The organism is Peribacillus sp. NPDC097225 (assembly GCF_044761955.1).
Classification (GTDB): Bacteria; Bacillota; Bacilli; order Bacillales; family DSM-1321; genus Peribacillus.
Genome location: NZ_JBIWDJ010000001.1, coordinates 245,740 through 260,427, shown reverse-complemented (window position 1 = coordinate 260,427; position 14,688 = coordinate 245,740). Strand labels below are relative to the sequence as shown.

At 38.5% G+C, this 14,688-nt stretch carries 14 protein-coding genes and 1 riboswitch; of the genes, 12 read left to right on the top strand and 2 right to left on the bottom strand.

Annotation, left to right across the window (positions count from 1 at the left end; all coding sequences use genetic code 11):
• The first annotated feature begins 178 nt into the window (after window positions 1–178).
• The 4 genes from ACIQXH_RS01255 to ACIQXH_RS01240 all read left to right on the top strand — a co-directional run bounded on the left by ACIQXH_RS01255 (window position 179) and on the right by ACIQXH_RS01240 (window position 4,621).
• Entirely contained in the window at window positions 179–895 is a 717-nt protein-coding gene (locus ACIQXH_RS01255) for a response regulator (RefSeq protein WP_402869240.1), read from the top strand.
• On the top strand, window positions 892–2,685 hold the full coding sequence (locus ACIQXH_RS01250) for an ATP-binding protein (protein ID WP_402869876.1): 1,794 nt from the start codon (window positions 892–894) through the stop codon (window positions 2,683–2,685). Before ACIQXH_RS01255 ends, ACIQXH_RS01250 begins: the two co-directional genes overlap by 4 nt.
• 174 nt (window positions 2,686–2,859) lie before the next feature.
• Window positions 2,860–3,441 carry an RNA polymerase sigma factor SigX gene (gene sigX / locus ACIQXH_RS01245; protein ID WP_402869238.1) on the top strand — a complete coding sequence of 194 codons (582 nt, stop codon included), beginning with the start codon at window positions 2,860–2,862 and terminating at the stop codon, window positions 3,439–3,441.
• On the top strand, window positions 3,407–4,621 hold the full coding sequence (locus ACIQXH_RS01240) for a hypothetical protein (protein WP_402869237.1): 1,215 nt from the start codon (window positions 3,407–3,409) through the stop codon (window positions 4,619–4,621). Before sigX ends, ACIQXH_RS01240 begins: the two co-directional genes overlap by 35 nt.
• 89 nt (window positions 4,622–4,710) lie before the next feature.
• Here ACIQXH_RS01240 and serA read toward each other — a convergent pair whose 3' ends face one another.
• Entirely contained in the window at window positions 4,711–6,285 is a 1,575-nt protein-coding gene (gene serA, locus ACIQXH_RS01235) for a phosphoglycerate dehydrogenase (protein WP_402869235.1), read from the bottom strand.
• 339 nt (window positions 6,286–6,624) lie between these two features.
• A riboswitch (FMN riboswitch) is annotated at window positions 6,625–6,756 on the top strand.
• Between the two features lie 170 nt (window positions 6,757–6,926).
• Between serA and ACIQXH_RS01230 the strand changes: the two genes are divergently transcribed.
• On the top strand, window positions 6,927–7,499 hold the full coding sequence (locus ACIQXH_RS01230) for an ECF transporter S component (protein ID WP_402869233.1): 573 nt from the start codon (window positions 6,927–6,929) through the stop codon (window positions 7,497–7,499).
• A 134-nt stretch (window positions 7,500–7,633) separates the two neighbouring features.
• Here ACIQXH_RS01230 and ACIQXH_RS01225 read toward each other — a convergent pair whose 3' ends face one another.
• Window positions 7,634–7,882 (bottom strand): ferredoxin, encoded by a 249-nt coding sequence (locus ACIQXH_RS01225; RefSeq protein WP_402869232.1) that lies wholly within the window; start codon window positions 7,880–7,882, stop codon window positions 7,634–7,636.
• Window positions 7,883–8,169: 287 nt separating this feature from the next.
• On the opposite strand from ACIQXH_RS01225, the gene ACIQXH_RS01220 reads away from it, so the two are divergent.
• From ACIQXH_RS01220 to ACIQXH_RS01190, 7 genes are all read left to right on the top strand, one after another.
• Window positions 8,170–9,237 carry a YpbB family protein gene (locus tag ACIQXH_RS01220; protein WP_402869230.1) on the top strand — a complete coding sequence of 356 codons (1,068 nt, stop codon included), beginning with the start codon at window positions 8,170–8,172 and terminating at the stop codon, window positions 9,235–9,237.
• Window positions 9,234–10,742, top strand: a complete 1,509-nt coding sequence (locus ACIQXH_RS01215) for a RecQ family ATP-dependent DNA helicase (protein WP_403079372.1) — start codon at window positions 9,234–9,236, stop codon at window positions 10,740–10,742. Before ACIQXH_RS01220 ends, ACIQXH_RS01215 begins: the two co-directional genes overlap by 4 nt.
• Complete coding sequence (locus tag ACIQXH_RS01210) at window positions 10,732–11,361, top strand: CPBP family intramembrane glutamic endopeptidase (protein WP_402869226.1); 630 nt, start codon at window positions 10,732–10,734, stop codon at window positions 11,359–11,361. Before ACIQXH_RS01215 ends, ACIQXH_RS01210 begins: the two co-directional genes overlap by 11 nt.
• Window positions 11,339–12,127, top strand: a complete 789-nt coding sequence (locus ACIQXH_RS01205) for a LysM peptidoglycan-binding domain-containing protein (RefSeq protein ID WP_402986111.1) — start codon at window positions 11,339–11,341, stop codon at window positions 12,125–12,127. Before ACIQXH_RS01210 ends, ACIQXH_RS01205 begins: the two co-directional genes overlap by 23 nt.
• Before the next feature lie 148 nt (window positions 12,128–12,275).
• Window positions 12,276–12,734, top strand: coding sequence for a DUF2663 family protein (locus ACIQXH_RS01200; protein ID WP_402869222.1), 459 nt, complete (start codon window positions 12,276–12,278; stop codon window positions 12,732–12,734).
• A 103-nt stretch (window positions 12,735–12,837) separates the two neighbouring features.
• Entirely contained in the window at window positions 12,838–13,644 is an 807-nt protein-coding gene (locus ACIQXH_RS01195; RefSeq protein ID WP_402869221.1) for a metallophosphoesterase, read from the top strand.
• Window positions 13,645–13,741: 97 nt separating this feature from the next.
• Window positions 13,742–14,635, top strand: coding sequence for a MerR family transcriptional regulator (locus ACIQXH_RS01190; protein WP_402869220.1), 894 nt, complete (start codon window positions 13,742–13,744; stop codon window positions 14,633–14,635).
• The last annotated feature ends 53 nt before the right edge of the window (window positions 14,636–14,688 follow it).

The window sequence follows — 14,688 nt, the reverse complement described above, 5'->3', positions numbered from 1 at the left end:
TGCTAGGGAAATAAATCCTAGAGGGCTTTTAGATAGCTTGTGGTAATTATTGTGACAATATAGTGAAAAGTTAAGGAAGAGCCTATAGAATTGGCTGTTTATCGGGATTTGTTAAGAAATAATATTAGGCATTAAAGCTTTCATTTTGTAAAATAAATGATAGGAGGCTGGTTACGAAATGTATAATACTATTAAAATTCTTGTGGTGGATGATGAAGAAAGAATCCGCCGCTTGCTAAAAATGTATTTAGAAAGAGAAGAATACATAATTGATGAAGCTGAAAATGGTGATGAGGCTTTAGTGAAAGCTCTAGAAAATGATTATGATTTAATCTTATTGGATATTATGATGCCTGGCAAAGATGGTATTGAAGTCTGTCGGGAGTTGAGAGAGAAAAAAACGACACCTATCATCATGCTTACCGCTAAAGGTGAAGAAGTGAATAGAGTCCAGGGATTCGAAGTGGGGACAGATGATTATATTGTCAAACCCTTCAGTCCACGTGAGGTTGTATTAAGGGTCAAGGCGTTACTGCGCCGTTCTTCCAATGCAAATTACATGCAAACCGAAGCATCAGCAAAAGATGTAATCGTATTTTCCCACCTAACGATTGATAATGATGCCCATCGTGTGCTCGCGGATGGCAAGGAAGTATCTCTCACGCCAAAAGAATATGAATTATTATATTTCTTGGCGAAATCCCCCGATAAAGTTTTTGATCGTGAGCAGTTGCTAAAAGAAGTGTGGCATTATGAATTCTTTGGAGACCTTCGAACTGTGGACACGCATGTCAAACGCTTGCGTGAAAAGTTAAACCGTATATCCGAAAATGCTGCCAAAATGATTGTCACTGTTTGGGGCGTGGGTTACAAGTTCGAAGTTATTAACGACTGATGCTATGGGGCAGTGTTGTTGGTAAGCTTTGGGCAACGATTCTTTTGCTGGTATCCTTTGTTCTGATTGTTTTGACTGTACTTCTGGTTGAATTCTTTGATAATTTTCAGATAGAGAATGTCGAAAATGATTTAACCAAAATGGCACAGCAAATCATTACGGTCACGAATGAACATGGGGGCACTGGAGACGAAGTACTCCAAATAGCTTCTGAATTGATAGGTGATGAAACGAAAGTAATCATCTTGAATGACAATAAAATGGTCTTTTCATCTGTTGATGAGAATGGGTTTAAGATAACGCCTGAATTCATTAAAGATGATCCCGAATTATTAAAGGTATTTACAGAGAGAAAAACTGTAAAAAAAGAGATGATGCTTTCGACTGAGGGGACAGATGAAGATACATTGTCAGCAATTGTAGTGGGGGTTCCTCTTGAATTAAATGGTCAGCAGGATGAGGTTTTCTTGATTCAGTCATTGGAATCGATGGAAGAAACAACGAAATCCACAACGCAGTTCATCCTCTTAGCTGCAGGGATCGCTATAATATTGACAACGATTTTCGCTTTCTTTTTATCTACGAGAATCAATGCTCCACTAGTAAAAATGAGGGAAGCTGCCTTGGCCATAGCTCGTGGTAAATTTGATACCAAGGTTCCCATCCTCACCCAGGATGAAATAGGTGAGTTGGCCATTGCATTTAATCAGATGAGAAAACAGCTGAAATTCAACATGAATGCCCTCAGTCAAGAAAAGGAACACCTTGCAAGCATTCTCAGCAGTATGGCAGACGGGGTTATTACCTTTAATAAAGATGGTACTATCCTTGAGACGAATCCTCCAGCTGACCGGTTCTTGCAAGCATGGTACTTTGAAAAAGGATACAATCGGGAAGACAATATGAATGTCCCATCAGTACTCATGAATCTATTTGACGAATCAGAGTCCTATGATAAGGAACAAGTTGGAGAAATTACTTTACAGGGTAGAAATTGGGGACTGATTGTTAGTCCTTTATATTCAACTGCAGATAATATCCGCGGTGCTGTCGCCATCATCCGTGATATGAGTGATGAACGTCGCATGGATAAACTAAGGACGGACTTCATTGCCAATGTGTCCCATGAGTTAAGGACCCCGATATCGATGCTACAAGGGTATAGTGAAGCCATTGTAGATGATATAGCAGGCAGTGAAGCTGAAAAAATGGAAATGGCTCAGATCATTTATGATGAATCGTTGAGGATGGGACGTTTAGTTAATGATTTATTGGATCTAGCCAGATTGGAATCAGGGAAAATGAACCTTACTTATGACCTGGTTTCCGTCTCCCCCTATTTAAAGAGGATTACAAGTAAGTTCTATGGACTGGCTAGAGATAAAGGGATCACGATTACGACGCATCTTCAAGACGATGGGATCAACTGGAATTTTGACCCTGATAGAATTGAGCAGGTATTGACGAATTTAATTGATAATGCAATCCGTCATACTCCTGCAGGCGGAAAAATCGATGTCATTCAAAAAATGAGTGATCGCAGAGGCTTGATTATAGATGTGAAGGACTCTGGTTCAGGTATTCCGGAAGAAGACTTACCATTCGTATTCGAGAGATTTTATAAAGCGGATAAAGCACGTACCCGTGGACGGTCTGGTACGGGCCTAGGTCTGGCCATTGTTAAAAATATCATTGACGCACATGATGGATATATTTCGGTGAACAGTTTACCAGAAAAGGGAACAACATTCAGCTTTATTCTACCTCGAATATTGGAAAATGCTGAATAAATGTCAGATTGCTTGGCAAATAATCTTGATACATGAGAAACAGAGTGGGCAAAGGCAATTGGATTCTCCTAATTGCCGATGCCCATATTTTATTTGCGGGCAGTATATGGAGTAAATTGGGTAATTAGTATAAAATAAGTATGTAACTTTCATATGAAAATATCGACTATAATTATGAACGGATGTGGAGAAATAATGAATTCCATTTTCCACGATCTTTATGAAAAATATCACCAGGAAATTTATCAATTCATTTATTATATGACCAAAGACCGTGAAACGGCAGAGGACCTGGTTCAAGAAGTTTATATCAGGATAATGAAGGCCTATAATCGTTTTGAAGGCAATAGTAGTGAAAAAACCTGGATGTATTCCATTGCGAGAAATGTGACCATTGATTATTTTCGGAAACAAAAAGGATGGAAGAATAAAATCATTCCCACTATTGATTGGGATGGTCAGATGATTAAAGATAATCAGCCGATTCCCGAAGAAGTGGCCATTATGAATGATAATGTCAGAGAGATATATCGTTGCTTGAATCGATGTACTGTTAATCAAAAAGCAGTCATTATTTTACGGTACATACAAGGCATGTCCATTTCAGAAACCGCGGATGTACTGAATTGGAGTGAAAGTAAGGTAAAAACAACGCAACACCGCGCTTTAAAAGCGATTAAAAAAATGATGGATGATTCATCAGAAGAGGGGAGGAATTCCTTTGAAGAAATCCCGTTGGAAAGAAAGAGAAATTGAGGACTTGCTTCGCCAACTTCCGGAGGTAAAAGATAAACGCTCGAAGAAAGAAGTGTTTTCGAGGATAGAAGGTAAGCAAAGAAGAAACCGTAAAAAACTTTGGATTCCTCGTATTGTGGGCATTGCCTCCTTATTCTTAATGATGATCATTGGATCTTCACTGATGATTGGAAAAGATGAATCTCAAGAGCAGGAGGTTAATAGCCACGGCAATGGAAAATTGGCCATTTCAGAAAGTAAGATCATTTTGGATAAGCAAGAAAAGCATGATATTGAATCAAATGAAAAGCAGGATGTAAAGGAAGATATTGAGGGCGAACCAATAGAAAAAAATGAATTGAAAAGTAAATCTCAACAAGTGGAAAAAGAAAAAACACCCATTCGTGCGATTTACTCAGAAGATTTGCAGGGGAAGTCGACAATAACTCTAGGCGTGCCTGATCACCAACAGAATTTTATCGTACCTCTATCTTTTGTAGTCGATACTATCGAAGAAACGGAAGCCTTGGATCAGGTGGTAAAAAAGATGTCGACCATTAATGAGAAAAAATATGGCCTGTCCGATTATTTCCCTCTAGATATTAAGGTATCCCATGTTCCCACCAACAACACAGCAAATATCGAATTAAGGGCAGGCAGTAATCTGCTGGATGAGGATATCGTGTTTCTTAGAACCATGGAAGAAACCTTATCCTATCTAAATATTGATAAAGTGACATTTACAACGGACGGAAAATCTGGTGCCAGTTTTGCTCATGCCGGAACAGTAATAGAAGAAGAAATTCCCCGGCACAAGAATCGCACATTCTTTCTTTATCACACGGATAAATCATCTTCAAGTTTCCTTGTGCCTAGCAATATCGATTATCAGAACATGGAAGAGGCCCTACAAGCGGCAAAGGAGGAACCTGGCATAGAAGGGATTTCTTCTGCTCTACCGGAGAGTTTGAAGTGGGAGAACCTAAGATATGATGGGGGTTTAGTAACTGTAGAACTGGCACAAGAAGGCCGCTTGAAGAATGATTCAGAGTCGCTTCAAGGTTTGGAAGTCATTCTATTTACAGCTAAAGACTTTGGCTATGCAAAGGTGAAGTTTGAAAACTCCCCTGTAGAAATGGTAGGTTCTCTGAATTTATCGGAAGAGATTACAGTACCCGTTGCTCCTAACTTAGTTAATTAAAGGTCAAGTGCATGCTTGCGATGTGAGAGGCAGATGAGGGTCGTTCAACAAAAAAGGATGCCCGCTAGTGGGGCATCCTTAAGTGGAAATTATAAAGCTATTCGGGCCATGAAAGTAATTTCTTGTGTTTCCTCTAAGAATTGCTTCATATTATCTTCTAATGGTTTATCGAAACTCAATACCATGATAGCTTCCCCGCCAGCTTCTTTACGACCAACTTGCATAGTCGCGATATTTACTGCATGATCACCAAGAATTTTACCGACGTTACCGATTACTCCAGGTTTATCAGTGTGTTGGATATAAAGTAAATTAGCTTCTGGATGGAAATCAATTTTGAAACCATTCAGATTGACAATCCGGGAACCATAGTTCTCGATATGAGTACCACTAATGGTTAATTCGCGGGTGTCTCCTTTTACTTTTAGACTGATCAGGTTAGAATAACCTAGAGAGTCAGTAGAAACCTTTTCGCCAATGGTAATGCCACGCTCTTTAGCAACCAATAGCGCATTCACCTCATTAACTGAAGCATCTACTCTTGATTTGAAGAAGCCTGCTATTAGGCTTTTTGTTAGAATAGCGGTGTCGAAGTCCAACGATTCACCTGCATAAGTTACGGAAATCTCCTGAATGCCTTCTTTCATGCATTGTGAGGCAATGGAGCCCATTTGTTGGACTAGTTGATAGAATGGCTGAACCTTTTCGAATACCTCTTTAGAAATGGCTGGAAGGTTAATTGAACTTGATACAGGATTACCTTCAAAATAGGTTAATACTTCTTGGGCGACTTGAACGGCAACATTCAATTGGGCTTCTTTAGTCGAAGCTCCTAAATGAGGAGTAGCGATGACGTTATCAAGTTCAAGTAATTTATGGCCAAGCGGTGGTTCTTCAACAAATACATCCAACGCGGCTCCAGCTACATGTCCCTCGACAATCATTTCATATAAATCATCTTCATCTAGGATTCCGCCACGTGCACAGTTCAATACGTACACGCCTTTTTTACAGGTGAGTAACTTTTCTTTATTGATTAACCCTCTAGTTTCGTCCGTTAGAGGTGTATGTACAGTGATTATATCCGCTTTAGGGAGCAATTCATCTAAAGTCAGGGAAGTTACGGACATTTTTTTTGCACGATCGGCTGTTAAGAATGGGTCATAAACTATGACTTCCATTCCAAAAACTTTTGCGCGTTTGGCAATTTCTCCACCAATTCGTCCGAAACCAATTATGCCTAAAGTTTTCCCACGAAGTTCCGTTCCTGTATAAGAAGAGCGTTTCCATTCTCCATTTTTCAGGGAAGCATAAGCTTGCGGAATATGGCGCATCAAGGAAGCCATCATGGCAAATGTATGTTCAGCTGTTGAAATTGTATTTCCGTCAGGAGCATTCACAACAACGATTCCGCGTTTTGTTGCGGCAGGAATGTCAATGTTATCAACGCCGACACCTGCGCGAGCAATGATCTTTAGTTTTGGCATGCGGTTCATTAAATCTTCTGTAACCTTTGTTGCACTTCTAACCAGTATTGCATCAATCTGATCAAGTTCGTTTGCTGCTTCTTCTACAGTCTTCTGAATAAGAAGAATATTGGATGCCTCTGAAAGCGGTCCGAGTCCTTCTGGTTTAATGGCATCTGCTACTAAAATCTGATACACGTGTAAACACCTTCCTAGGTAAAATTCTCTTAAATTTCAGTTAATTTTACAATTGAAATGGGAAAACTGTCAATTTAGCATACCTATATGTAAGCGCTTTAATTAAAGTTGCTTTGAAATTCTCTTGTCCAAAACCGCAAGGGCAAAGGGTTTGAGCCGAAATTTTCTAAAAATAAAAATTATTTTAGACAGAGTAAAACGTCATGATTATAAATACATATTTTGTTTAAAATGAATAAAAGTGTAATATTTTATCAGTGTAAATTCATAGTTGCGATGAAAATACTATTCAAAAAAAGAAAAATCATTTATAATGAAAATTGTAAATTAATTTTATAGGTCTATCTTCGGGGCGGGGTGTAACTCCCCACCGGCGGTGATGAAGAAAATTCTTCTAAGCCCGCGAGCCTTAGGGCAGGATTTGGTGAGATTCCAAAGCCGACAGTATAGTCTGGATGGGAGAAGATGGAGGTTCCTGAATGCGTTCAAACAGTCAAGTGCTGAACGTTTGTTTGATGAAACCTTTAATTTATCCCTTTAATTCTGTCGGAATTAAGGGGTTTTTTATTGAACATCAACATTTATGAAGGATCCCTAACCTCTTTTTCAAGGTAGATCAAGAAAAAGAAGGAGAGAGAACTATGAAATCGAACAAAGTTAAAAAGATGGTCACACTTGCAATGTTAGGAAGTCTTTCCTACCTACTAATGCTTTTGAATTTTCCATTTCCGGGATTTCCGCCTTTTCTGAACATTGATTTTAGTGACATCCCAGCACTGATGGCGGCATTGATTTTCGGACCGCTTGCAGGAGTTTTAGTTGAATTCCTGAAAAATTTATTGGATATGGTCATGACTGGAAGCGATACTGGTGTACCGGTTGGACATATCTCTAACTTTATAGCGGGGGTATTATTCATACTGCCAACATATTATGTATATAAAAAAATAAGTTCGAAAAAAGGAATGACATTTGCCTTGCTAGCCGGAACAGTTTCCATGGCGCTAATTATGAGTGTCTTGAACTATTATGTCTTTTTACCGGCATATACTTTCTTTATGGGATGGGATGCCATGACCGCACCAGAGTCAAGACAATTCATAACTGCGGCAATACTCCCTTTTAACATCATTAAAGGGGTGCTCATTACTTCCGTTTTCATGCTATTATTTGTTAAACTCCAAACATGGATCAATAAAACAAGTATTATATAAACATGCTTAATATATAAAAAGAGGCAGAAACAACCAGATGATAACTGGGTTGTTTCTGCCTCTTTAATGTATGGGGAGAAGTTTTAAAAAATACATAAAAAAAGCCATTCTCAAAATGAAAATGGCTTTTATACTTATTCGAATTTTAAAGCGTCGCCCTCGAATGATTCGTCTGCGACTTTGATAGAGTCTGTGGGGCATCCTTCAAATGCATCCATCATGTCATCTATAAGAACATCGGGGATTTCAACGATTCCTTCGTTATCATCTAGCGTAACAAAAGCAATTCCTTCATCATCATAATCATAGATATCTGGTGCTGCAGCTCCACAGGCTCCACAAGCGATACATGTTTCTTTATCAACAATAGTAAATTTAGCCATGAATAAAACCCCTCCTAAGTTGATTTACAACTCAAAACCTTTTTTATTATAGATTAACATCTCTTTCTTATTGTAAGACCGAAAGCCGAACTTATCAATAGAAAATGTAACGATAATACGGAAGTATATGAAAAGTCAACACAAATTATTGGGAAAATTTCTTTATAACGAGTACGTATTTAGTTGTTTATTCACAAATATCATTGCATATATGACATAAAAAAAGGCGGTATTTGCAGATTTTTGTTACAATATAATTGGATAAATGGAACAAGGATGTGAGTTTCATGAACAATTATCTTCAAGCAATCATTTTATATGCGATACAAAAGTTCCAAGGTGAGCGTTCCATCTACGCAATTTATCATATGCTTCAGGGTAAAAAATCGTCCCAGACTATTCAGGATGCGCACTTATTTGGGCTGACGAACATATTTGGGACTATGCCTCGTTTTACCCGGGAGGAGTTATCTCAAAACATAAAATTGTTTCTTGAACTGAAACTAATCGAACCAACGGAAAAAAACGATGTGTATTTGATTAGTGAAAAAGGAGGAGGGGCGTTGGCCTCTTATTTCAAAAAGTGGCCTCTTCCTTTATCACTAAATGGGTGGAAATACCAAAACATCACCCCGGATTTTTGGAGAAGACTCAATCTTCTTATCCAAACTATATCCCATATTGTCCACAATGAAAGGCCTTTTTATCCGATACAACAGAATCAACGAGTACAGGAATTCGTAAAGGGTTTTTTATATGCCAACCAACAAAATCGAGAGTTACTTGCTCAGCATCTTTTTGATGAATTGGTCACCCTCTTAGAGATGCAAAGTGAGTTGAACCGTGACATTTTTGTTTTGAAAATTACGGGAGTCAATCGAATCGGACTTACGTTTGAGCAGATTGGAAAAAGGAAAGAAATTGATGAGTGGTTTGTGCACTACGTTTTTCTCGATTCATTGCATCAAATGCTCGCAGAGATATCAACAGTACGCGATTACCCTCTGTTGGCTTCTCTAATCCATGATTGGAAAAATGGTGGGCATCCTCATCTAACACAATCGACACATACGACTCTGCAATATATTCAGGCAGGGAAAACGCTACAGGAAATTGCAGAGATTCGTCGTTTAAAAGGAAATACGATTGAGGATCATCTCGTAGAAATCGTGCTATCGGACAAAAGTTTTTCGATAAATGACTATGTTCCAATAGAGGATGAAGACAAAATCATTACGGTCATTAAACGGTTGAATACGAGAAAACTCAAGGTAATCAAGGAAGCTGTCGATAATGAGCAAATTAGTTTTTTTCAAATAAGGCTTGTACTTGCGAAAATAGGTGATAGAGGATGAACTTGAATACAGTCCTGAAAGATAAATTTGGATTTGACAATTTTCGTCCTGGACAGTATGAGGTAATCGAATCCTTGCTAGAAGGGACCCACACATTGGCAATGCTTCCCACAGGGTCTGGTAAATCATTATGTTATCAACTCCCTGCTTACCTTATCAATAAGACGGCTATAATTGTTTCGCCGTTATTATCCCTGATGCAGGATCAGGCGGATCAGCTTAAGATGAGAGGAGAAAAAAGTGTTCTGACCCTCAATTCTTTTTTGACCGCGTATCAAAAAAAACAGGCATTTGAACGATTGCAAACGTATCGGTTTATTTTTCTGTCTCCCGAAATGCTTGGGCTAGAAAGTGTAATCCAGTCTTTAAGGAAAATTGACATAGGCTTATTTGTCATTGACGAGGCGCATTGCATTTCTCAATGGGGATATGATTTCAGGCCGGATTACTTGAACTTGGGAGAAGTGAGGCGTAAGTTAAATAACCCATTAACGCTTGCCTTGACGGCAACAGCAACAAAAGAAGTACGGGAAGATATTATCAGCAAATTGAATATATCCCAACATAAGGAAATCGTTTCATCCGTTGATCGGGAAAATATCGCGATACTTGTGGAAAATATATATAGCTACGAAGAAAAGCTTGCCCGTGTCCTCTCGCTTGTCAGGGAATTCCCAGGTAGTGGAATTATTTATTTTTCTTCGAAAAAAGTGGCTGAAGCGGTCTCGGGTTTTTTACAGGAAAATGGAGTCGGTAGTGTCAATTATTATCATGGAGGTATGGAACAGGAGCAAAGAATGCTCATTCAGCAGCAATTCATCTTGGGCCAGTTAAAAATCATTTGTGCAACGAGTGCGTTTGGAATGGGAGTCAATAAAGCTGATGTTAGATTTGTCATCCATTTTCATATGCCATCCACAATGGAATCATACCTTCAAGAAATAGGGAGGGCAGGCCGTGACCAAAAACAAAGTGTAGCCATTTTACTATATAGCGAAGGGGATGAAGGACTTCCGTTGCATTTGATGGAACAACAGCTACCAACTGACCATCAAATTGAGGCCGTTTGTTCGTATTTAAATGAAGCGAATAGAAGTATGGCTGATTTAAGTCTTTCTGAAAAAGAGCATCTTCTTCAGAGCTTTTCTTTGAATGATATTCAATTCCGTTTTTTTACACAATTTCTGACGGATGATGACTCACCATTGCATAGAACAAGGATGAAAGACTATTGTCATACAAGAAAGATGCAAAATCAGGCAAAGCTGAACGTTTTTTTGAATTGGATTCATACTAAAATATGTAGGCGTTTGGGCATTTTGCATTATTTTGAAGAAGAGCAGCGAAAAGGGAATGACGTATGTTGCGATCGTTGTGGAATAGATGCAAAAAATATCTTGGATGTATGGCCGGCAGTAAAGGAACAGCAGGGTAATTCATATTCTACATGGAAACAGGAATTAGCTTTTATCTTATTGGATAAGGATAATGGGCATGAAAAATAAGCAGGCGCAATTAATTAAACAGCTGACAGACAAACAGTTACTATATAATTTGTTCCTGACCCAAATTATTCTCTTAACGATTGGCTTTTTTTTAGGTATTATCTTATTTGAAGATTTTTCTACCTTTCGTTCTTTATTTGACATTAAAGATATGGATATTTTGTTGATAGGTGTCCCTGCTGGAATCTTAGTGGTCATTTTTGATGTGGTCATGATGAAAGTGACCCCTGTTTCCTATCAGGATGATGGTGGAGTCAATGAACGCATTTTCAGTAGCCTACCATATCCCATGATCTTTATCGTCTCTTTGTTAGTAGCGGTTAGCGAGGAATTATTATTTCGTGGTGTTATGCAGACACATATAGGCTTATTGTGGACGAGCATTATCTTTGCGGCGGTTCATTATCGTTACTTATTTAATTGGTTTTTATTTTTGAATGTGACGCTTTTAAGCTTTCTCATCGGATTTTTGTTTGAATGGACCCAAAATATTTTAGTGACGATCACAGCCCATTTTTTAATAGATTTTATCCTCGGTATATTAATAAGACATAAGTATGTAAAGCTGGCAGTATGTGAAGAGGGTGGTGACTTAGATGAGTCGTGTAAAAGAGAATGAAAACGATCAAGCTGGAGAACTTCGTACGCGATCCGATCGTCATAAGGTGAAGTCATCTTTACCAAAAAGAAGTGAGGTTCATCAGAGTAAAAAGAAAAAAAGCAAAGTGAAGATAAAGTTCCCAATGATTAAATTATTATCGCTATTTTTCATTTTGCTTCCTATAGGATTTTATAGTCTTTATACATACCTTCAGGATAGGCCTGAAAAGGATACCAAAAGTAGTGAAGTGGTGAATTTTAGTGATGACGAAGAAACTATAGAAGAGGCTGTGCCGACAACGGCAACGGCCGGGGATATTAAGGAAAAAGAAGAAAAAGATACTGCTAAGCTTAAAGAAAAAAAGCAAGAGGAAGATAAGGCTGCAGAAGAAAGAGCAAAGAAAAAAGCCAAACAAGAAGCGGAAGCAAAGGCTAAAGCAGAGGCGGAAGTAAAAGCCAAACAAGAAGCGGAAGCAAAGGCTAAAGCAGAAGCGGAAGCGAAAGCCAAACAAGAGGCAGAAGCAAAGGCTAAAGCAGAAGCGGAAGCGAAAGCCAAACAAGAAGCAGATAATAAAGTAGCTTCTGGGGATGCCGCAGCTACCAAATCGGAGGCTGACGGATATAAAGTTGTTTACCATACGGTTCAGGCAGAAGAGACATTGTTCAGGATTGCGATGAACTACTACAAATCGCAGGAAGGCATTGCGCTAATTCAGAAATGGAACGGGCTGAATGGCAATGAGATTTCGAAGGGACAAGTCTTGAAGATACCACTGAAAAAGTAAAAGCAAAAGCACTCTGTCTCTTAAGATCGACAGGGTGCTTTTTTTCCTAAGGTTGGGTTATTTATAGTAAAGGTCCGCCCCCATTATCATTTTTTCCAAGACAACCTCATATCATGATTTGAAGGATTAGGAAAGAGGGGGAAGATAAATGGAACCGGCAATCATTTTATTGGATGATAAAACCGATCAGGCGGCAAAACAAATGTTACAGAATGTTGTGGTCCGCAAAAAAAAATTCGAGACGCTCAAAAAGAAGCATCTTCATAGTTTATGGGCAACAATGATTATCGCTGCTCTTTTCTTGATATATCTTTATTTATATATAGTTGTTCCTTATTCCTATTCGTTCTTTAAGATGTTCAGTGTCTTTGTTGACCATTTTAGCCATTTTTTATTTTTGGCTGCGACGACCGGAATCTATGGTTATATGATGATGATCAAAAAGAAAATGGATAAAGCAGAAAAGGAATTTCAATTGCTTCGATGTGAAATTATCAACAAAAGCAAACAGTTGTGGGAAAAAGAGGATGAATGGAAAAATCGGCACAAGGTATTTGACATGATGAAGAAGAACTATGATATTAACTTATTTCATGAAAATAAATAAACTCCTAGTTAGGAATATTGAATAGCGGGTATTATGGTTTTATGAGTAAGTTTCGGAAGGATTTCGGTAATTGAAAAGAAAGAAGGTTTAATGAAAGATGTTTTTGGTTTATGTGTTTTTGGGTTTGGTACTGCTTATATGTGTGATGGTTTTTTACATGTGGAGTACAGCTAAACAAGATAGGCTACTTATCCAGGATTTATATTTCAGCAACTTTCCGGAAGGATTTGGGGAAATTCGGATTTTTTTTATTTCCGATCTACATCGGAGAATCATATCGGATCGTTTAATCGAAGATGTCGTTGGTAAAGCGGATTTAGTCATTATTGGAGGGGATATCAGGGAAAGTGGAGTCCCTTTAGAGCGGGTAGAAAAAAATATCTTGAAACTGAAAGAGATTGGTCCTATATATTTTGTATGGGGGAATAATGATTACGAAGGGGACTTTCATGAATTGGATGCCTCACTTCTGAATCTCGGGGTCAAGATATTGGATAACACTTCCGTTTCTTTTGAGTCGGAGTCAGGAGAAAAGGTTGCTCTCTTAGGCATAGATGATATTTCAGTTGAAAGAGACAGACTCGACCTTGCTCTTTCGGACTGCGGGGATGAGCATTTTCGGATTTTGATCAGTCACAATCCACTTGTTAAAGAACAACTAAAGTCAGAAAATCGTATCAGTCTCGTTCTTTCGGGGCATACCCATGGTGGGCAGATACGCATATTTGGATTTGGCCCATATCGTTTGGGAGGCATAAGGAACGAAACGGAATGCATGTACATAACTAGTAATGGATATGGGACAAGTACTGTGCCATTAAGGCTTGAGGCAAAGCCGGAAACCCATCTGTTCACATTGAAAAAAGGGAAATCTACAGAATATGGAGAGGTTTTGGAGAAAATCTATTAGGCCGTTAACTCAATGAGCATATTTGAATTTTACAGAGTGGAATTAATCCACTATAATTTCATCAATGATGTTCTGTTATTGGAGGCCTTGTAAACTTATGCAAGAAGGTAAATATAATATTAAGGCAGTTTCTAAACTGCTAGGTATCCAGCCAGGTACTTTACGGGCGTGGGAAAGACGTTATCACTTTATTGAACCTATCAGGAATGATTCAGGTCACAGATTGTATACGGAAAAGCATCTGCAAATCCTAAAGTGGTTAATCAATAAAACAGACCAAGGGTTCACGATTAGTCAAGCCGTTTCGTTGCTTGAAGGATCTGAAAGGATAGCGGAAGATGTCCACGAAACCAAGCAAAATAATGAACAAACGCTCAAATTAGCGAATGAACTCCTTGATGCACTGTTAAGCTTCAATGAAAATAAGGCCCAGCTGATTATTAGTCAGGCATTCAGTATGTACAGTATCGAGCAAACGGTAGTTGAAGTACTTGGAGGTATCTTGGTTCAAATAGGCAATAAATGGGAAAATGGTGAAATTACTTCAGCCCATGAACATTTTGCTTCATCCATTATCAAAGCTAGAATCAGTTCGATTATGCATACTATCCCGACAAGTGGTTTATTGCCAAAAGCACTAACTGTTTGTGCGCCAGGGGAAAAGCATGAATTCGGTTTGCTGATTTTCACAATCTTCTTAAAAAGAAAAGGGTATGAAACGGTTTATTTAGGTGAATCGATAGCTGATGAAGACCTCTTTACTGTATTGAATATAATCAAACCATCTTACCTCTTTATGTCATGTTCGCTTTCTGAGAATCTCCCGGGAACTTTAAAGTTGATAGATGAGCTATGGCAGGAGTTCCCTGACCTGAAAATAGGTCTTGGGGGAGAAGCGCTGAATCATCTTTCTGACGATGACCGTAATAAATTCAAGCATGTATTCATTGGCGGTCTCCAATCGGATTGGAATAAGTGGTTGAAATTTTAATGTTTTCCTCATAAATAATGGATATGCACCTTGAGACCAAGTCTTCATATGAT